Origin of the sequence: Azoarcus sp. L1K30 (assembly GCF_018122735.1) — a bacterium.
In the GTDB taxonomy this organism is placed as follows: Bacteria; Pseudomonadota; Gammaproteobacteria; order Burkholderiales; family Rhodocyclaceae; genus Parazoarcus.
The window spans coordinates 3,522,552-3,540,457 of sequence record NZ_JAGRRD010000001.1; the positions used below are offsets into that span (position 1 = coordinate 3,522,552).

The window sequence follows — 17,906 nt, forward strand, 5'->3', positions numbered from 1 at the left end:
GTTGCAGCCGGTCGGCCCACGGTCGCCCTTGAGAGGTGCTGGCTTCTGTTCCACGACCGGATGAATCCCCATGCGTCGCCGCCTGCTTCCCCTCGTCATCATCGCCGCCGCCGTTGGCATCTTTGTCCTGCTCAAGTCGACGCGTCCTGCGCCGCCAGTGGTCGAAGCGCGCGAGCGAGTCTGGCGCGTGGAGGCGATGGTGGCCGAGCCGGTCACCGCCAGACCGACGCTGGTGCTGTACGGGCGCATCGAGGCACCCGACCGGGTGCGCGCGGCTGCGCCGGTGGCCGGGCGATTGCTCGACGTTGTGGTGCGCGACGGTGATCGGGTTGCTGCCGGGACCGTGCTGGCACGACTCGATCCGCGTGATCTTCAGCCGCGCGTGACCCAAGCGCGCGGGGATGTCGAGCGCGAGATCATCCGCCATCGCAGCGATCTGGCCGCGATCGAGCACGAGAAAACCCTGCTGGCGCTGGCCGAAGCCAAGCAGGCACGCTTCGAGAAACTGCGCAATGCGCGGCTGGGCGCCGAGAGCGCATTCGATCAGGCGCGCGAGGAGCTGGCGCGGGTGCGACTGTCCTTGACCCAGCGCCAGCAGGCCATCGCCGAACATCCCGCACGCCTTTCGCAACTGCGGGCGAAACTGGCCGAAGCCGAACGCGACGCACGCCGGGGCGAGATCGTGGCGCCTTTCGCCGCACGCATCGGCAAGGTCGAAGTCGCGGCGGGTGACCAAGTGCAGCCGGGTCAGACGCTGCTCAGCCTGTATGCTTCGGACGCGCTCTTCCTGCGCGCCCGCGTGCCCGCCCTCTATGCCGAGGAATTGCGCATGGCGCTGGTCCGTGGGGAGCAGCTGGAAGCGACGGCCGATTTCGGCGCCACCACCATTCGTGCCAGTCTGGAGCGCATCGGCGGCGAAGCCGACGCGAGGGGGGTGGATGTTCTGCTGCGTATCGACAACGGTGCCAACCTGCCGGTGGGCGCCTTCGTCAATGCGGTGCTGGCGCGTCCGCGCGTCTCCGGCGTGCTGCTGCTGCCCTATTCCGCCCTGCACGGCGGCGACCGTATCTATGCCGTGCGCGATGATCGTCTGGTGAGTCTGAAGGTGGCACGGGTCGGCGAGCGCCGCGAGGCGGACGCCGTTCAACTGCTGGTTCGTGCAGCCGATGCACGGCCCGGCGAGCGGGTGATGCACACGCACCTGCCCAACGCCATCGACGGTCTCGCGGTCGAGGTGATCGAGCCATGAAGCAACACGGCCTGCTGGCGGCGCTGGTTCACCACAAGGTGGCGGCCAACGTCCTGATGCTGCTCGCCTTCGTCATCGGCGTGATCGGCATCACGCGCATGAACGTGCAGTTCTTTCCGACCTTCGAGCTCGACATCATCTCCGTGCGCGTGGTGTGGACCGGCGCCTCCGCGGAGGATGTCGAGATCGGCATCACCACGCCGCTTGAGGAGCGCCTGAAGACCGTCGACGGCCTGAAGAAGATGTCGTCTACGTCGGCGCAGGGGGTATCCAGCATCACGCTGGAACTGCGCGAGGGCACGGAGCCCCTGCAGGCGCTCGATCAGGTGCGGCAGCGCGTGGATGAGTTCCGCAATTTGCCGCGCGATGCGGAAACGCCGCAGGTCAGCCGGGTTTCGCGCTACGACCAGATCGCGCGCCTGCTGATTCGTGGCAGCAGCGTCGCGGAGTTGCGCCCCTGGGTGCGGCGCTTCGAAAGCGAGCTGCTCGCGGGCGGCATCGACAAGGTCACCATTACCGGCATGCCGGAAGAGCGGATTGCGATCGAACTGCCCTCGGCGGCGCTGGAAACGCTCGGCCTGTCGCTGGCCGATGTCGGCGAACGCGTTGCCCAGGTGTCGCGCGACGTACCGGCCGGGGTGGCAGGCGAGCAGGATGGCGCGCGCGAGATCCGTGGCCTGGAACAACGCCGCGATGCGCTTGCCTTCGACAACCTCGCGGTTGTGAGCGATGCCCGTGGGCGGATTACGCTGGGCGAGCTCGCGTCCGTCACCCGCGAGCCGCGCGCGGGCGCGCTGGCATTGAGCGAGGGCGGCGACGTCGTGATCGAGATGCAGTTGCAGCGCGCCGAAAGCGGGCATTCGCTGAAGGCGGCGCAGGTGTTCGATACCTGGCTGCAGAAGACGCGTCCGACCTTGCCGGCCTCGATCAGGCTCGAGGTCTACGACGCGCAATGGGAGCTGATTCGTGACCGCATCCAGTTGCTGATCAACAACGGACTGTCCGGCCTGTTGCTGGTGGTGCTGGTGCTGTATGCCTTCCTGCCGGCGCGGGTGGCGTTCTGGGTGATGGTCGGCATTCCCACGGCCTTTCTCGGCACGCTCGGGCTGATGCTGGTGTTCGGCGGCACGATCAACATGATGAGCCTGTTCGCACTGATCATGGCACTGGGCATCATCGTCGATGATGCGATCGTGGTCAGCGAGGATGCCGATACCCATCGCAGCATGGGCGAAGGGCCGGAACAGTCGGCGCTGGGCGGGGCCAGGCGCATGCTGCTGCCGGTGCTGGCGGCATCGCTCACTACGGTGGCCGCCTTCATTCCCCTGATGATGGTGGGCGGCATCATCGGCAACATTCTCGGTGACATTCCCTTTGTCATGGTCATGGTGATCCTGGCCTCGCTGCTCGAGAGTTTTCTCATCCTGCCCGCCCACCTCAAGCATGCGCTGCAGGGCGAGTTGTCGCGCAAGACCTCGCGCCTGCGCCAGCGCCTCGATGCGGCCTTCGCGGGGTTTCGCGACGGTCCCTTCCGTCGCGCGGCGACGCTGGCGCTCGACTGGCGCGGCACGACGGTCGCCATCACCCTGGCGACGATGGTGCTGGCCATCGGCCTGCTGGCCGGCGGGCGTATCAACTTCGTGTTTTTCCCCACGCCGGAAGGACAGGTGGTCTATGCCAATGCCACGTTCGTTGCCGGCACGCCGCGGGCTCAGACCGCGGCTTTTCTCGCCGACATGGAACGCGCCCTGGCCGAGACCGAGCGCGAACTGGGCGATGGCCTGGTGCACACGGCGGTGTCCCGCCTGGGCGGCACGATCAGCAGCGCGGCCGGTGCCGCGGCCAAGGGCGACCAGCTTGCGTCGATGATGATCGAGCTCAGCCCGCCGGACCAGCGCAGCGTGCGCAATGAGCGCTTTCTGGCAACCTGGCGCAGCAAGCTGGTCGAGCCCCCGGGTCTCGAACTGCTTACTTTCAACTCACGCCAGTCCGGACCGCCAGGACGCGATCTCAATGTGCGCCTCACCGGTGACGACGCAGAATCGCTCAAGGCCGCGGCACTCGAGCTGGCGGAAACGATGAAGAGCATCGACGGGGTCGGCGAAACCGAGGACGACATGCCCTTCGGACGGGAACAGCTGGTGTATCGGCTGACGCCGGCCGGCGAGGCGCTGGGTCTGACGACGGAGAGCCTCGGCCGGCAGTTGCGTGCGGCCTTCGACGGCCATCTCGCGCAGCTGGTGCAGGTTGGCCGCGATGAACTCGAGGTGCGGGTGATGCTGCCACGCAATGAGCGCGAACGTCTCGATGTGTTCGAGCGCCTGAGCGTCAGTCTGCCCGACCGCAGCTTTGCGCCCCTGGCCACGGTGGCCAGCTGGGAATCACGCCGCGGTTTCGAGGCGCTGCGTCATGCCGATGGCCGGCTCGCGGTCGAAGTCTCGGGCGAGGTCGATACCAATCGCACCAATGCCAATGCGGTGCAGGCCGAACTGCTGCGCGATGCCCTGCCCCGCCTGGCCGGAAAATACGGTCTCGCCTACAGCTTCGAAGGGCGCTCGGCCGACCAGCGCGAAACCATGGCCGACATGCGCAATGGTCTGGTGATCGGCCTCGGCCTGATCTATCTCGTGCTGGTGTGGTCCTTCGCATCCTGGAGCTGGCCGCTGGTGGTGATGTCGGCCATCCCGCTCGGCCTTGCCGGTGCCATTTTCGGCCACTGGCTGCTGGGCATGAATCTCACCATTCTGTCGATGTTCGGCCTGTTCGGCCTGTCCGGCATCGTGGTGAACAATTCCATCATCCTGGTGAGCCTGTTCAAGGACCTGCATCACAAGGGGGCCGATGTGCATGACGCGCTGATCGGTGCCGCCTGCGGGCGTTTGCGCGCAGTGCTGCTGACCTCGCTCACCACCATCGGCGGGCTCATGCCGCTGATGTTCGAAACCTCGCTGCAGGCCCAGTTCCTGATCCCGATGGCGACCTCGATCGCGTTTGGACTGGGCGTGTCGGCAGCGCTGGTCCTGTTCTTTGTGCCGGCGCTGTTGTCCTTGCTGGAGAGTTTCAAGGACTGGATCGGCAGGCTTTACGGCAAGGCTTCGCCCGCAAGCTGACCGGTGCACGGCGGCAGGGGGTGTAGGGTCTGCCCCTGAGATGTCAACACGGGATGATGGTGACGACGATCTCGCGCTCGTGCCCCTGGTTGCGGTGCTCCCACAGGTAGATGCCCTGCCAGGTGCCGAGGAGCAGCCTGTCGTTCGCGATGGGCACGGTCAGCGACACCGCGGTCAGTACGCTGCGGGCGTGGGCGGCCATGTCGTCGTCGCCTTCGAGTGCGTGACGATAGGCCGGATCGCCGTCCGGCGCCCAGCGCCGGGCGAGTGTCTCAAGGTCGCGACGCACGTCCGGGTCGGCGTTCTCGGTGATCAGCAATGCGCAACTGGTGTGCCGCACGAAAATATTGGCGATGCCGCTGCCGACACCGCTGTGCGCAACCAGCGCGGCGACCTCGGCGGTGACGTCGGTCATCGCACGGGCACGCGTCGAGATCGTGAAACGCGTCTGACGGGTCACGACCGGCGTTTCCAAATCGTCAGCTCCGACAGCGTGTGCTGATGCTTGCGCCGCGTCTCGCGGATTACGAAAGGCACGGCCTGCGGTCCCTGTACGAGTTCGAACTGTGGCGTGAGGATCTCCTTCAGGCCATCGAGGGTGGTCCACGACTCGCCATCCTTCTTGAAGCCGCCGATCCACTCCTCGCGCCTGGTGTGTTCCTCCAGCCAGGTATAGGGCGAAGCCAGGATCAGCAGTCCGCCCGGATTGAGGCGGTGGGCGACGTCCCTGAGGAAGCGGCGCGGGCTGTACAGACGGTCGATGAGGTTGGCGGCGAGGATGAGGTCGAAGCCGGTGTGGATGTCTTTCAGGTTGCAGGCGTCGCCTTGCCAGAATTCGACACGGCCGGCGGTGTCGGCGAGGCCGAGCTCGTCCAGGCGGCGCTCGTGGTAGCTGACCAGCTCGCCCTCGTCCGGCAGGGTGTAGCGCAGGCTGCCGCTTTCGGCGAGCTTGACTCCGGCCTGGATAAAGCGTGCCGAGAAATCGATCCCGACCACGCGCTTGAAGGCGCGCGCCAGCTCGAAGCTGGCACGACCGGTGGCACAGCCCAGATCCAGTGCGCGCTCGAAGCTGCGATTGCCGAGGCGTTTGTGGGCGTCGATGGCGATGTCGGCAAGCGCTTTGGGGAAGTTGGGTACGCCGAAAATCTCGTCACCGTAATGGAACTCGGCGTACTGCGACAGCAAGGCGTCGGTTTCGTAGGCCGATGCGGGATTGGTGACCGGGGTGTCGGTGACCACGTAGCGGAAGCCGGCGTGCTGGAAGAAGTGGCGGCGGAAGGCGTAGCGCGACGCATGGCGCGACTCGTTGCCGGTGGCGATCCAGCTGCCGCCCTTGATGATGTTGTGACGGTCGTCGAAAGTCGGCGTGGTGAAGTCGTCATAGATCGGGTGCACCGCGAAGCCGTCGAAAGGATAGGTCGGCGTCTCGCACCATTGCCATACATTGCCGACCACATCGAAGAGCTCGCCGTGGGCGAAGCGATCCACCGGGCAGCTCGAGGCACCATGATCGAGGTGCAGATTGGCCCCCGCCGGTGCGTTGTGAGGTACGTCCGAGAGTCCCGCATGGTCGTACAGGCGATGCCATTCGTCTTCTGTCGGCAGCCGCACCGGCAGGCCGCTTTCGCGTGATTTCCAGCGACAGAATGCGCGCGCCTCGAGACAGTTGGTCTCCACTGGCCAGTTCCAGCGCATCGGCACCTCCGCGGTCATCAGGCGCAGCTTCCAGCCCTTGCCGTCCGGTATCCAGAAGGTCGGGTGTTCGGCGCGGGCAAAGCGTTTCCAGCCCTTGCCTTCCTCGTCCCACAGGCTGTCGTCCGCGTAGCCGCCCGCCTCGACGAAGGCGCGAAACTCCTGGTTCGACACCAGGTGTCGTGCCGCCTTGAAGGCGGCGACGTCAGCCTTGTGACGGCCGTACTCGTTGTCCCAGCCGTAGTAGGGGTCGTCCAGCGCGCGGCCCAGGCTGACGGTGCCTGCCGGGATGTCGACGAGAGTGTTTTCCGGGGCCATGCCATGTTCGGCGGAGGCTTGCCATGCCGGGTGCGGCCTGACGAAGTCGAGCGCATGCTGGCGGATCAGCACCGATGAGGTTTCGAGGTGAATGCGTTCATGCTCGATGCCCATCAGGACCGCCCACATCGGATCGCTCCAGCCGATCGGCAGCGTGAAGCGCGTGTCGCGGATGACCCGCTCCACCATGGCGCGCACCTTGCGCCGGTAGTCGGCGACCTCGGCCACGCTGGGCCAGTCGTACCGCGCGTCGTCGAGGTCGTCCCAGCTCATTTCGTCCACCCCGACCGCGAACATCGACTCGAGCCGCGGATCGATGCGCTCTTCGATCAGGCCGGCGAGGATGAACTTGTTGACGAAGAAGGTCGCCGTGTGACCGAAGTAGAAGATCAGCGGATGGCGCAGGCTGATCGGCTTGATGGTGTAGGCCGTCTCGCCGACGAGGACCTCGAACAGCGATTCGTAGCGATCGAAGGTGGCACGAAAGTAGTCGAGCAGTTCGGCGCGTTTGGCTTCGACGTCCTGCCCGTCCAGTTGCGGGCTGCGGGGAAAGAGTGGATTCATGTGGGCACTGGGCATCGGCGGAACGTCTTGGTAAATGGTGGGGGGGCGGATCCGGGGCGGCAGTCAGGCCAGTTCCCTGAGGTCGGCGACCGGCGTGCGTCCGAAGGCATCCGACAGCACATGGCTGACCAGTGCAGCGGCACAATGTTCCGGGCGCGCGAGTGCGCCACTGCGCTTCAGGTCTGCGAATCGCTCACGCTGGGGGAAAGCGCTTGCTTCGGTCGCGCGAATTTCGCCCTGCATGTCGGTGTCGACGACGCCGGGGGCGAGACTGCAGATCTGCAGGCCAGGCCGGGCTTCCTCGGCGACGGCGCGCGCATGGTGATCGAGCGCGGCCTTGGTTGCGCAATATACGCTCCAGCCGCTATAAGGCGAGCGTGCGGCGCCGCTGGAGATGTGCACGATACGTCGCGGGTGCGCGGCGCTGGCGCCCGCTGCAAAGGCATTGGCAAGCATGAGCGGTGCCGCCACGTTGGCACTGACGGTCTGCGCAATCCCGCCCGCCGGCTGTGTGCCGAGCGGACCGATGGGCTGGAGCAGGCCGGCATTGTTGATCAGTATCGCCGGGCTTTCGGCGCCGACGAAACCGGCGAGTTCGCCGCTGCTCAGCCAGTCGTCGAGTGCGTCGAGCTTCGACAAATCCAGTGCGGTCTGCCGCAGCAGCCCCGGAAAGCGCGTTGCAAGGCCGGCATTCCCATGGCGCGCAATTCCGAGCACGGTGACGCCGCGCTCGAGCAGGTTCTCAGCAATCGCCGCGCCGAGCCCGCGGCTATGTCCGGTCACAATGGCGCGCATGCCTTCTTCCTGTGGAGAAAACCCGATTGTGGGCAGTAATTGGCGTCCGGATCAAGTTGCCGGCATGCCTGCCTCTTTGATCGAAAGCGCTGCCCGCAAAGCCATGCTCTGATATTTTCTTCTCCATGACCGGCCTTCAGCCCTTTCATCTGTTGTATCCGCTTGCGCTCGGTGGCGTTTTGCTCGCCCTGCGCGCGGGTATGCGTTACGCAATCCGCACCGGGCTTGCTGCGCCCCGGATTGCCGAGACCGCAGGCCCCGAGTCGCTTGGGCTGGGGTTTTCGACCGAATTTATCCCGACTGCCAACGGCAAGAGTCTGCACGCATGGTTGATTCCACCCGATCCCGATGCCGACGCGGCGGGAACGGTCATCGTGCTGCATGGCTGGGGCGGCAATGCGCAGATGATGCTGCCGCTGGCGCGACCATTGCACGAAGCGGGATGGGCGGCCTTGTTCATCGACGCGCGCTGCCACGGGCGCTCCGATGGCGACAGCTTCGCCTCGCTGCCACGCTTCGCCGAGGACGTGGAGGCCGCCTTCGAGTGGCTGGTGGCGCGCCCGGGGTCGAGCACTGGCCGGCTTGTCCTGCTCGGCCATTCGGTCGGCGCTGGCGCGGTGCTGCTGGCAGCAACACGACGTCGCGAAGTGGCGGCCGTCGTCAGTGTGTCGGCCTTTGCCCATCCGGCAGACATGATGCGCAGCTGGCTCGCCGCCAAGCGCATTCCACGCTGGATCGAGGCCTACATCCTCGATTACGTGCAGGCGACCATCGGCTTTCGTTTCGACGACATTGCGCCGCTGACCAGTATCGCTCACCTGCATTGTCCGGTGCTGCTGGTGCATGGTGAACATGACGAAGTGGTGCCGGTGGCAGACGCCTCCCGCCTGCACGCGGCGCGTGCCCACGACAGGGTGGAGCTGCTCACCCTGCCCGGGAATCACGCGTCCTTCGAAGACATGGCGCAGGACATGAACAACATCATTGCGTTCCTGCGCGCCGCGCCAGCTGTGGCGCCATCGGCCGCCGCCGACGTCGATCCGAAGTCGTCCTTGCCCACCCTTGCCGTCGCGGCCAAGTCACCGCGCTTGCGATCGACCGCGCGTTCGTCCAGCCCCTGACTTTAGTTGTATATTCGCCGCGCTCTTCGTCGTGCGTCGTGGCATCATTGAACACTGATTCAGTCACGCAAGGATCGCCGCACGCATCATGGTCATCGACCTGAAAAGTTATAGTCTTACCCAACTCAAGACACTCGAGGTTCGCATCGCGCGCCAGATCGAGCGCCAGCAGTCCGCGTGCAAGACGCGACTGCGAAGGCAGCTTGAGACGCTGGCGCGCGAACACGGGCTTGCGCTGGAGGATGTCTTCAGTCCGACGGTTACGGATAGAATCGTGGAGCGCAGCGCGCCCGATCACGTGAAGGCAGCGGACACCGAGAAGCCGCGCCCGGCAAGATATCGCCACCCGAGCAATCGCGACCTCGCCTGGTCGGGCCGCGGTCGCCCGCCGCACTGGGTCACGGCGTGGCGGGCCAATGGCGGATCGATGGACGCGCTCGCGATCGCTGCGGAGAAGCTCGCACCCAGGCCCCGCCGCGTGAATTTGAGTTGAACCCGCTTCAACCTGCTTTATCGACAGACTGCAACACCACGGAGAGCCACGATGAAAAGAGTTTTTATTGCGGGCCTGCTGGGCCTGTTCGCGTTTTCGGCGTATGCGGAGGACATGAGTTGCAGCGCCGCTGCAGTGGAGAAGAAGCTTGCGGGCGCCGCCAAGACCAGTTTCATGAAGAAGTGCGAGCGTGATACGCAGACCCGCTGTGAAACGGCTGCAGCCGAAAAGAAGCTTGCGGGCGCCGCCAAGACCAGTTTCACCAAGAAATGCGTGCGCGACGGGGTGGGCGCCAACTGAGCGTTCCCGCATGGTGGGCGCGTCCTGGATGCGTCCGGACGTGGCGGGCTGAGGGGCGATGTGCGGCCCATGAGTCGGGGAGGGTGTGCGACACTTCCACCCCGACAACATGGCTGACCGGGCTCCAATGCGTTTCCTCCACACTGCCGATTGGCATCTTGGCCGCGTCTATCACGGTGTTTCGCTGCTGGAAGACCAGGCGCATGTGTTGCGCGGGTTCGTGCGCATCGCCGCAGAACTGCGTCCCGATGCAATCCTGATCGCGGGCGACATCTACGACCGTTCGGTGCCGCCTGCCGATGCAGTGCGCCTGCTCGACGAGGTGCTGACCGAGCTGGTCTCGGGGCTCGGGATTCCGGTGGTCGTAATTGCCGGCAATCACGATGGTCCCGACCGGCTGGCCTTCGGCTCGAGTCTGCTCACCCGGGCCGGACTGACCGTGTGCGGGCCGGTGAGCGCAAACGTGCAGCCGCTGATGCTGCGCGATGCGGACGGCGAGGTCGCGGTCTATCCCCTGCCCTACGCCGAGCCTGCGCTGGTGCGTGCGGCGCTGGGTGACGACACGATCCATGATCACCACGCTGCGCTTGCTGCCCAACTGGACGCGATTCGGGCAAGCCACCCAGAAGGCGTGCGTTCGGTCGTGATGGCGCATGCCTTTGTGCTCGGCGGCAGCGAGTCGGAGTCCGAACGGCCACTGACCGTGGGTGGTACCGGTGCCGTCGATGCCAGCGTGTTCGAGGGCTTCGACTACGTCGCGCTCGGGCATCTGCATCGGCCGCAGCGCGCCGGAAGCGATCGTGTGCAGTATGCCGGTTCACTGCTCAAGTACTCCTTCGCCGAAGCCGGTCACCTCAAGTCGGTCAACCTGGTCGAGCTCGACGGCGCCGGGCAGTGCCGTGTGGAGCAGATCGCGCTCAAGCCGCGGCGCGATCTGCGCATTGTCGAAGGCAGGCTCGAAGACATCGTTGCCGCGGCTGCCGATGATCCGGGCCGCGCCGACTATGTGCTGGCCCGTCTCAGTGACAGTGGCGCCCTGCTCGACGCGATGGGCAAGCTGCGCTCGGCCTATCCCAACGCGCTGGCGATCGAGCGCCCGGCGCTGCATGGCGAGGGCGAAGGGCGGGCGGCGGCCGATCACAGGCGAGTCCGGATCGACGCGCTGTTTGCCGGTTTCTACACCGAGATGACGGGGCAGGCGCTCGACGGGGCCGGTTCCGCGGTGCTTGCCCGCATCGTCGATGCGCTCGAACACGAAGGGCGCCACGCATGAAGCCGCTCAAACTCGTCCTGCAGGCCTTCGGTCCGTTCGCCGGCCGCGAGGAGATCGACTTCACGCTGTTGCCGGCAGGCGCGTTGTTCTTGATCTCCGGACCCACCGGTGCGGGCAAGACCTCGATCCTCGACGGCATTACCTGTGCGCTTTACGGTGACACCTCGGGTGGCGAGCGCAGCGCACGCGAGATGCGCAGCCATCACGCCGACCCCGCTGTGCTGACCGAGGTCGAGTTCGAATTCGCCCTTGGCAGTGAGCGCTACCGGGTGCAGCGCACGCCCGAGCAGGAACGCCCGGCGCAGCGCGCGACCCGCAGCGGCGACACCATGGTGAAGGTGCCGGCGAAGGCCGCCCTGTACCGTTTCGACGCGGCAGCCGACGGCGACGGCTGGGAGCCGATGTCGAGCAAGAGCACCGACGTGACACAGGATGTCACCAGATTGCTCGGCTTCGAAGCCGAACAGTTTCGTCAGGTCGTCCTGCTCCCTCAGGGCCAGTTTCGCAAGCTGCTGGCGGCCGGCTCCGGCGAGCGTGAGAAGATCCTCGAAACCCTGTTCGGCACCATCGCCTACAAGCGGGTGCAGGACGCGCTCAAGGCCGAGGCCGCCGCCTTGAGCAAACGCGCCGAGCATGCCCGCATGCAGCGCCAGATCCTGCTGGAGCAGGCCGGGGCGGACTCAGCGGAAGCCCTTGCTGCCCAGCGTCAGGCGCTGGACGAGGCCTTGCGCGCGCTGGTCGAAGACGAGAAGCGCGCACGTGAAGCAGACCTTCAGGCGCGGATTGCCTTGCAGGCGGCACGGGCGCTCGACGCCCGCTTCGTCGAGCGTGAGGCGGCGGTGGCAGCCATGCAATCGCTCGAAGCGCGTCAGGCGGAAGCGGATCGCCAGCGCAGCCGTCTCGGCATGGCACGCAAGGCTTTGCAGGTGCTGCCAGCCGACCGTTCGTTGAGTGACGCGCGTCATCAGGCGAAAGGCGCTCGTGAGGCGGTGACAAGGCTGTCGCAAGAGGCGGGCAGGCTTGCCGATGTGCTGCGCGCGGCGGCTCAGGTGCTGGCGCGTGAGCATGGGGACGCTCAGGTGCTGGCACGCGAAGCTGCCCAGCGTGAAGTGCTGCGCTTGGAGGGGCTGGCGGAGAAAGTACAGCAACTAGCGCAGGCCGAATCCGAACTGCAGGTGCTGCAGAAGGCCAGGGCTGTGGCCGACGCGGCGCTGGCCACGGCGACGAAGGAGGCGGAAGCACTCGGCACGCGCCGGCTTGCGCTGGCACAGCGGATCGAGGCATTGCAGCCGCAGGCGGCGGGCGTCGAGGCACTGGAGCTGCGACTCAAGCAGGCCGAGCAGCGCGAACGTGCAATGCACCATCTGGCGCAGCAGCAGCGCAAGCGCGACGGCTTCCTGCACGCTGAAGCCACGCAGCAGCGTGTACTCGATCAGGCAGCCGCCGCCCGCGACAGCGCCCGGCAGGCGTTCGAGGTACTGGACGCCACCTGGCGCCAGGCTCAGGGCGCGATTCTCGCCCGCCATCTGCATGATGGTGCGCCCTGCCCGGTATGCGGCAGCGCCGAGCACCCCGCACCAGCCCGTTTCGATGGCGAACTGCCGACCGAAGCCGCGCTCAAGGCGGCGCGTGAAGCCGTCGGTCGTGCCGAAGAGGCCCGCGAAGCGGCGCGTACCGCCTTCGACACCGCGTCGCGGCAAACCGCGGCCGCGCAGGCCGAGGTCGATGCCTTGATGGCGGCGTTGAATGCGAGCGCAGGTGAGGAGGAGTCGGGGCCGGGTACGGTCGCTACGCTGCGCGAGCAGTTGCGGGCCGCCACTGCCGCACAGACGGAACTCGTGTCAGCGCGCTCGCAGCTCGCCACGTTCGAGGCTGCGCAACTGAAATCTGCGGCGGCAGTGGACGAGACCCGTGGTGCGGCCAGCAGGGCTGCAAGCGAGGAGCAGGGGGCGCGGCAGGTGTTTGAGGAGCGTCGCGCTGCGGTTCCGGAGCCCTTGCGGGAGCCGGCCGCGCTCGGTGCCGCGCTGGCGCGGGCCCGTGTCCATCGGCAGACGCTCGAGCAGGCGCTGAGTCAGGCCCAGGCGGCGCACCACAAGGCCGTCAGTGAGGACGCCGCCCTGCGTGCCCGGCAGGACGAACTGGAGAAGGCGCTGGCATCTGCCACCGGCCGCGAGGCCGGCGCGGCTGAAGCGTTCGCTGCTGCGCTTGCGGCCACGGGATTTGCCGATGAGCCCGCCTATCGCGATGCGCTTCTCGATCCGGCTGCGATCGACACGCTGGCGGCCGAACTGAGCCGCTTCGACGAGGGCCATGCCGCGGCACGCGAGCGGCGCAAGCTCGCCGAGGCCGCGATCGAGGGGCTGCAGCGGCCTGACCTCGTGGCGCTTGACGCAACGGCGACGGCGCTGCGCGCGCGCCTGGATGTCGTGCTGGGTGAGCTCGGCCAGCGCAAGGTCGAACGTGACAAGATCGTCAGCGCTCTGGCAAAGCTGGCGGAAATCGATCGCGAAACCGGCAGCATCGAAGTGGAATACCGTGTCGCCGGTCATCTGGCGGCGATTGCCAACGGCGACAATGGTCGCAATCTCACCTTTCAGCGTTACGTGCTGGCGGCCCTGCTCGACGACGTGCTGCGTGCCGCCTCCCTGCGCCTGCGGGCAATGAGCCGCGGGCGTTACCTGCTGCAGCGGCGCGACGAGGTGGCCGATGCGCGCCGTGCGGCCGGCCTCGACCTCGAGGTGATGGACGATTACACCGGCCGGGCGCGGCCGGTGAGCACGCTGTCCGGGGGCGAGGGCTTCATGGCCTCGCTGGCACTGGCGCTCGGCCTTTCCGACGTGGTGCAGGCCTACGCCGGTGGCGTGCAGCTCGATACCCTGTTCATCGATGAAGGCTTCGGCAGCCTCGATCCGGAGTCGCTCGACATGGCAATGAAGGCCCTGATCGACCTGCAGCAGCGCGGCCGCATGGTGGGCGTGATCTCCCATGTCGATGAGATGAAGCAGCAGATCGATGTCGCCATCGACGTGGTGCAGGGGACAAGGGGCAGCAGGGTGCGCATCCGGGCGTGACCGTGACGAAGGCAGATGGATGGCTGGCGCAATGCCGGAGCAATACTCTGTTGCATTCGGCTTGGGAACCCGTGCACGCGTGCGCCGCTCAGAAACGGGTCTTCAACAACCATAACGAGAGGTGATGCATGAGCCAAGACACCCTGACACATTTCATTCAGGTTTCTGCCTGCTACCTGGGGGTTCGTCCGCGCACGCTGCAGGCTGCCTGACCCGGCTATTGCCGATGGTGGCTGCGCGCCTGGTCGGTGCGCGCCACGGCAGGAATCTCCACCCGTTCCTGCCGCATCAGCGCAGGGTCGGGCGCCGGTTCGAGGTAGAGAGCTTTCAGTTCCAGGCCCCGACTCAGCTCGGCCAGACGGAAACGTCCCATTGCCTGCGTGCGGGCCCAGATCACCGCGTCCTCCTCCGATACGAAATCGAGCGATTCAAGCGCCGCTTCGCCCCCGTACCATGCCTGCAGTGATGTGTAAAACGCGACCTTCCACGCGGGAGAGACGGGGTCGTCCATATTGTGTGCTCCGTGCGGAAGGTGGAGTGGAATTCGATTGACGACGTGGCGGCTTGTTCCCTGTCGGCGCTGTTTGCGTAGCGGGAACGATTCTCGTCATCTCCATTCAAATCCGCCATGGATACCCTGACCCATGCTCTTTCCGGCGCGCTTGCCGGGCGTTTGCTGGCGTCGCGCAAAGGCGTGGCGGGTGCGCCGCCGCCGCCGGTCTGGCAGGCTGTCGCGGTCGGTATGGCGGCCGCGACCTTTCCTGACGTCGATTTCGTCCTCGGGTTCGTGTCCGAACTGACCTATCTGCGCGGGCACCGGGGGGTCACCCACTCCCTGCTGCTGATGCCGATCTGGGCCTTGCTGGTCGCAGCGCTGATGGCCGGTCTGTTCCGTCTGCGACGCGGACGCGAGGCGCCGGCAAGCTGGCGTGCGTTCTACCTGATCGCCTGCGCCGGCATCTTCATCCACATCCTCGGCGACCTGATCACCCAGTTCGGCACCATGATTCTGGCGCCGTTCTCGGACCGGCGGTTTGGCTGGGGAACGACTTTCATCATCGATCTGGGCGTTACCGGCATCATCGTCACCGGCTTGCTGGCGAGCGCGTTCTGGCGTCGCAGCCGGCTGCCGGCAGGGCTGGCACTGATGGCGCTCGTCGGTTGGGTGGGGCTGAGCGCGGCGGCGCGCACCGATGCGATCGCGTTCGCGCGTGCCCATGCCGAGACGAACGGCATCGGCATCGTCAGCGTGGATGCGGTGCCGCGGCCGGCGTCGCCATTCAACTGGACGGCGGTGGTGTTCGACGGCGAGCGCTATCACTTTGCCCACATCAATACACGGCGTCGCGAACCGCTGCGCGCGGACGACACCGACAATTTCATCCGCCGCCTGTCGGCGGCCTACCGGCCGCTGCCGATGGCGCAATGGATCACCCGTCCGGTATTCGGAGATGCTGACGTCACCGCGCTTGCACGACAGGTGTGGGCGGAAGAGCAATTCGCCTTCTACCGCTGGTTCGCAATGTTCCCGATGCTCGACCAGGTTGAGCCGGCAGAGGGCGGCAGCGTCTGTGTAAATTTCGTCGACCTGCGTTTCGACACCCCTGGGCGCGCCGGTGCGCCGTTTCGTTACGGTCTGTGTGGCGGTGCGACCGAGGGGTGGAAAATCTTCGAACGGGTAGGCGGCGGACGCCGGTGGATCGGGGATTGAGCCCCCTCGCGTCGCCGCGAGGTCGAGCGCCTACTTGCCCCCGGGGACGTTGCCTTCGACGCCTGCGAGATAGTCGTTCATCGCCAGTTTGTCCTTGTCGTCCATGTCTTTTCCGGCGGCGACAATCTCCTTGCCGCCCTGATCATGCAGCGGTCCGGCGAACACCGGGCGGCTGCCGTCGATGATGCCCTGACGGCGCTCGGCGACCAGTTGCTTCACGTCGGACGGCAGCATGTCGCCAAGATGGCCGAGGTCGATCGCACCTTCCTTGAGGCCGTACCATACCTGCTGCTGTGGCTTGAACGTGCCTTCGAGCATTTCGCCGACGACCTTGGCATACCACACCCCCCAGTTGATCTCGCTGGCGGCCAGTTGCGCCTTCGGACCGTAGGCGTACATGTCGGAATCCCAGCCGAAGGCATAGGCCCCCTTTTCCTGCGCGGCCTGCAGCACGGCCGGTGAGTCGGTATTCTGCATCAGCACGTCGGCGCCCTGCGCGAGCAGGGTCAGCGCGGCCTGGCGCTCCTTGCCCGGATCGAACCAGGAATTGACCCAGATGACCCGCGTGCTGGCGGCCGGGTTCACACTGCGCGCACCCAGCGTGTAGGCATTGATGTTGCGGATGACCTCCGGAATCGGGTGCGAGCCGACCACACCGAGCTTGCCGGATTTGCTCATCCTGCCGGCGACGACGCCGGCAAGATACGCGCCCTCGTAGGTGCGGACGTCGTAGGTGCCCAGGTTGGCCGCCGTCTTGTAGCCGGTGGCATGCTGGAACACCCCTTTCGGGAACTGGCGGGCCACCTTGAGCGTGGCGTCCATGTAGCCGAACGAGGTGGTGAAGATCAGGCCATGTCCGTCCTGTGCCAGGCTGCGAATGACGCGCTCGGCGTCCGCGCCTTCAGCCACGCTCTCGATGAAGGTCGTCTTCACCTTGCCCGGGAAGGCCGCTTCGACCGCACGCCGGCCAAGGTCGTGGGCGTAAGTCCAGCCCGCCTCGCCCACCGGACCGACGTAGACGAAACCCACTCTCAACGGCCCGCTGCCTTGTGCATTCACGGCCGAAACGGGGAGCAGCGTGGTCGCAGCCAGTGCTGCACTCCACTTGAGGACGGTACGACGGTCAGTCATGGGCGAACTCCGGGCGGTGGAAGACGTGAGAGATCAGTTTTCGGGCAGTGCGTCCAGGCGTGCGAGCCAGGGCGCGCGCTCGACTTCGGTGACGAAGCTCGCTTCGAGGCTGTTGCGGGCGATGCGCTTGAGCTCGGCACGGCTCAACTTCAGGGCTTCGGCGGTGGCGAGGAAATTCTGCCCGATGTAGCCACCGAAGTAGGCCGGATCGTCGGAGTTGATCGTGACTTTCAGCCCCGCGTCGAGCAATTGCTTCAGGTTGTGCTCCCCAAGCGTGCGGAAGACGCACAGCTTGACGTTGGACAGCGGGCAGACAGTGAGTGGAATCTGCTCGCGTACCAGGCGTTCGACCAGCGCCGGATCCTCCGCAGCGCGTACGCCATGGTCGATCCGTTCGACCTTGAGCAGGTCGAGGGCTTCGACGATATAGGCCGGTGGGCCTTCCTCGCCGGCGTGGGCGACGACGTGCAGGCCCAGTTCGCGGCAGCGCCCGAACAGGCGGGCAAATTTGGAGGGTGGATGCCCATTTTCCGATGAATCGAGGCCGACACCGTGAATGCGGTTCAAGTGCGGTACGGCCTGGTCCAGCGTGGCGAAGCCGTCGTCCTCGCTGAGGTGGCGCAGAAAACACAGGATCAGGCGCGAGCTGATGCCGTACTGCACCCGTGCTTCGTCACAGGCGCGTTCCAGACCATCCAGTACGGTGTCGAATGCGATGCCGCGGGCGGTGTGGGTCTGGGGGTCGAAGAACAACTCGGCATGCACGACGCCGTCAGCCCGGGCGCGGGCGAAGTAGGCCATGGCGAGGTCGTAGAAGTCCTGCTCGTGGATCAGCGCGGCCGCGCCGGCGTAGTACAGGTCGAGAAAGCTCTGAAGGTTGCTGAAATCATAGGCGGCGCGCGTGGCCTCGACGCTGCGCCACGGCAGCGCCACGTGATTGCGTTGTGCGAGCGCAAACATCAGCTCGGGCTCGAGCGAGCCTTCGATATGCAGGTGCAGTTCGGCCTTGGGCAAGGCGCGTACGTAGCTTTCGAGGTCCATTGCGATCTCCAGGGAGGGATTGTGCCGGCCGCATGTC

At 66.2% G+C, this 17,906-nt stretch carries 14 protein-coding genes; 8 read left to right on the forward strand and 6 right to left on the reverse strand.

Annotated elements, in window-relative coordinates; all coding sequences use genetic code 11:
* Positions 1-70: 70 nt before the first annotated feature.
* On the forward strand, positions 71-1,249 hold the full coding sequence (locus tag J5J83_RS16190; protein WP_212350893.1) for an efflux RND transporter periplasmic adaptor subunit: 1,179 nt from the start codon (positions 71-73) through the stop codon (positions 1,247-1,249).
* Entirely contained in the window at positions 1,246-4,359 is a 3,114-nt protein-coding gene (locus tag J5J83_RS16195) for an efflux RND transporter permease subunit (protein ID WP_212350895.1), read from the forward strand. Before J5J83_RS16190 ends, J5J83_RS16195 begins: the two co-directional genes overlap by 4 nt.
* A 43-nt stretch (positions 4,360-4,402) precedes the next feature.
* Here J5J83_RS16195 and J5J83_RS16200 read toward each other — a convergent pair whose 3' ends face one another.
* From J5J83_RS16200 to J5J83_RS16210, 3 genes are all read right to left on the reverse strand, one after another.
* On the reverse strand, positions 4,403-4,819 hold the full coding sequence (locus J5J83_RS16200) for a secondary thiamine-phosphate synthase enzyme YjbQ (protein WP_349251909.1): 417 nt from the start codon (positions 4,817-4,819) through the stop codon (positions 4,403-4,405).
* On the reverse strand, positions 4,816-6,933 hold the full coding sequence (gene ovoA / locus J5J83_RS16205; RefSeq protein ID WP_212350897.1) for a 5-histidylcysteine sulfoxide synthase: 2,118 nt from the start codon (positions 6,931-6,933) through the stop codon (positions 4,816-4,818). Before ovoA ends, J5J83_RS16200 begins: the two co-directional genes overlap by 4 nt.
* A 63-nt stretch (positions 6,934-6,996) precedes the next feature.
* Positions 6,997-7,728: an SDR family oxidoreductase gene (locus J5J83_RS16210; protein ID WP_212350899.1), complete on the reverse strand. Its 732-nt coding sequence runs from the start codon at positions 7,726-7,728 to the stop codon at positions 6,997-6,999.
* Between the two features lie 125 nt (positions 7,729-7,853).
* Between J5J83_RS16210 and J5J83_RS16215 the strand changes: the two genes are divergently transcribed.
* The 5 genes from J5J83_RS16215 (at position 7,854) to J5J83_RS16235 (ending at position 13,986) form a co-directional block, all read left to right on the forward strand.
* Positions 7,854-8,849 (forward strand): alpha/beta fold hydrolase, encoded by a 996-nt coding sequence (locus tag J5J83_RS16215; protein ID WP_212350901.1) that lies wholly within the window; start codon positions 7,854-7,856, stop codon positions 8,847-8,849.
* Between the two features lie 88 nt (positions 8,850-8,937).
* Complete coding sequence (locus J5J83_RS16220) at positions 8,938-9,342, forward strand: H-NS histone family protein (protein ID WP_249115754.1); 405 nt, start codon at positions 8,938-8,940, stop codon at positions 9,340-9,342.
* 51 nt (positions 9,343-9,393) lie between these two features.
* Complete coding sequence (locus J5J83_RS16225; protein ID WP_212350903.1) at positions 9,394-9,642, forward strand: PsiF family protein; 249 nt, start codon at positions 9,394-9,396, stop codon at positions 9,640-9,642.
* Positions 9,643-9,769: 127 nt separating this feature from the next.
* Complete coding sequence (locus J5J83_RS16230) at positions 9,770-10,915, forward strand: exonuclease SbcCD subunit D (RefSeq protein ID WP_212350905.1); 1,146 nt, start codon at positions 9,770-9,772, stop codon at positions 10,913-10,915.
* Entirely contained in the window at positions 10,912-13,986 is a 3,075-nt protein-coding gene (locus J5J83_RS16235; protein WP_212350907.1) for an SMC family ATPase, read from the forward strand. The genes J5J83_RS16230 and J5J83_RS16235 overlap by 4 nt, the downstream gene beginning before the upstream one ends.
* Before the next feature lie 217 nt (positions 13,987-14,203).
* Here J5J83_RS16235 and J5J83_RS16240 read toward each other — a convergent pair whose 3' ends face one another.
* Positions 14,204-14,497 (reverse strand): hypothetical protein, encoded by a 294-nt coding sequence (locus tag J5J83_RS16240; RefSeq protein WP_212350909.1) that lies wholly within the window; start codon positions 14,495-14,497, stop codon positions 14,204-14,206.
* Positions 14,498-14,614: 117 nt separating this feature from the next.
* Here J5J83_RS16240 and J5J83_RS16245 point away from each other — a divergent pair, with 117 nt between their 5' ends.
* Positions 14,615-15,697, forward strand: coding sequence for a metal-dependent hydrolase (locus tag J5J83_RS16245; protein WP_212350911.1), 1,083 nt, complete (start codon positions 14,615-14,617; stop codon positions 15,695-15,697).
* Between the two features lie 30 nt (positions 15,698-15,727).
* Here J5J83_RS16245 and J5J83_RS16250 read toward each other — a convergent pair whose 3' ends face one another.
* Both J5J83_RS16250 and J5J83_RS16255 read right to left on the reverse strand, forming a co-directional pair.
* Entirely contained in the window at positions 15,728-16,828 is a 1,101-nt protein-coding gene (locus J5J83_RS16250) for a BMP family ABC transporter substrate-binding protein (RefSeq protein WP_212350913.1), read from the reverse strand.
* Positions 16,829-16,861: 33 nt separating this feature from the next.
* Positions 16,862-17,869 (reverse strand): adenosine deaminase, encoded by a 1,008-nt coding sequence (locus tag J5J83_RS16255; protein WP_212350915.1) that lies wholly within the window; start codon positions 17,867-17,869, stop codon positions 16,862-16,864.
* Positions 17,870-17,906: the final 37 nt, after the last annotated feature.

What these genes read in the sequence shown, in the direction of transcription:
- J5J83_RS16190 (WP_212350893.1), top strand. Translation starts at nt 71, where the DNA reads ATGCGTCGCCGCCTGCTTCCCCTCGTCATCATCGCCGCCGCCGTTGGC.
- J5J83_RS16195 (WP_212350895.1), top strand. Translation starts at nt 1,246, where the DNA reads ATGAAGCAACACGGCCTGCTGGCGGCGCTGGTTCACCACAAGGTGGCG.
- ovoA (WP_212350897.1), bottom strand. Translation starts at nt 6,933, where the DNA reads ATGAATCCACTCTTTCCCCGCAGCCCGCAACTGGACGGGCAGGACGTC.
- J5J83_RS16210 (WP_212350899.1), bottom strand. Translation starts at nt 7,728, where the DNA reads ATGCGCGCCATTGTGACCGGACATAGCCGCGGGCTCGGCGCGGCGATT.
- J5J83_RS16215 (WP_212350901.1), top strand. Translation starts at nt 7,854, where the DNA reads ATGACCGGCCTTCAGCCCTTTCATCTGTTGTATCCGCTTGCGCTCGGT.
- J5J83_RS16220 (WP_249115754.1), top strand. Translation starts at nt 8,938, where the DNA reads ATGGTCATCGACCTGAAAAGTTATAGTCTTACCCAACTCAAGACACTC.
- J5J83_RS16225 (WP_212350903.1), top strand. Translation starts at nt 9,394, where the DNA reads ATGAAAAGAGTTTTTATTGCGGGCCTGCTGGGCCTGTTCGCGTTTTCG.
- J5J83_RS16230 (WP_212350905.1), top strand. Translation starts at nt 9,770, where the DNA reads ATGCGTTTCCTCCACACTGCCGATTGGCATCTTGGCCGCGTCTATCAC.
- J5J83_RS16235 (WP_212350907.1), top strand. Translation starts at nt 10,912, where the DNA reads ATGAAGCCGCTCAAACTCGTCCTGCAGGCCTTCGGTCCGTTCGCCGGC.
- J5J83_RS16240 (WP_212350909.1), bottom strand. Translation starts at nt 14,497, where the DNA reads ATGGACGACCCCGTCTCTCCCGCGTGGAAGGTCGCGTTTTACACATCA.
- J5J83_RS16245 (WP_212350911.1), top strand. Translation starts at nt 14,615, where the DNA reads ATGGATACCCTGACCCATGCTCTTTCCGGCGCGCTTGCCGGGCGTTTG.
- J5J83_RS16250 (WP_212350913.1), bottom strand. Translation starts at nt 16,828, where the DNA reads ATGACTGACCGTCGTACCGTCCTCAAGTGGAGTGCAGCACTGGCTGCG.
- J5J83_RS16255 (WP_212350915.1), bottom strand. Translation starts at nt 17,869, where the DNA reads ATGGACCTCGAAAGCTACGTACGCGCCTTGCCCAAGGCCGAACTGCAC.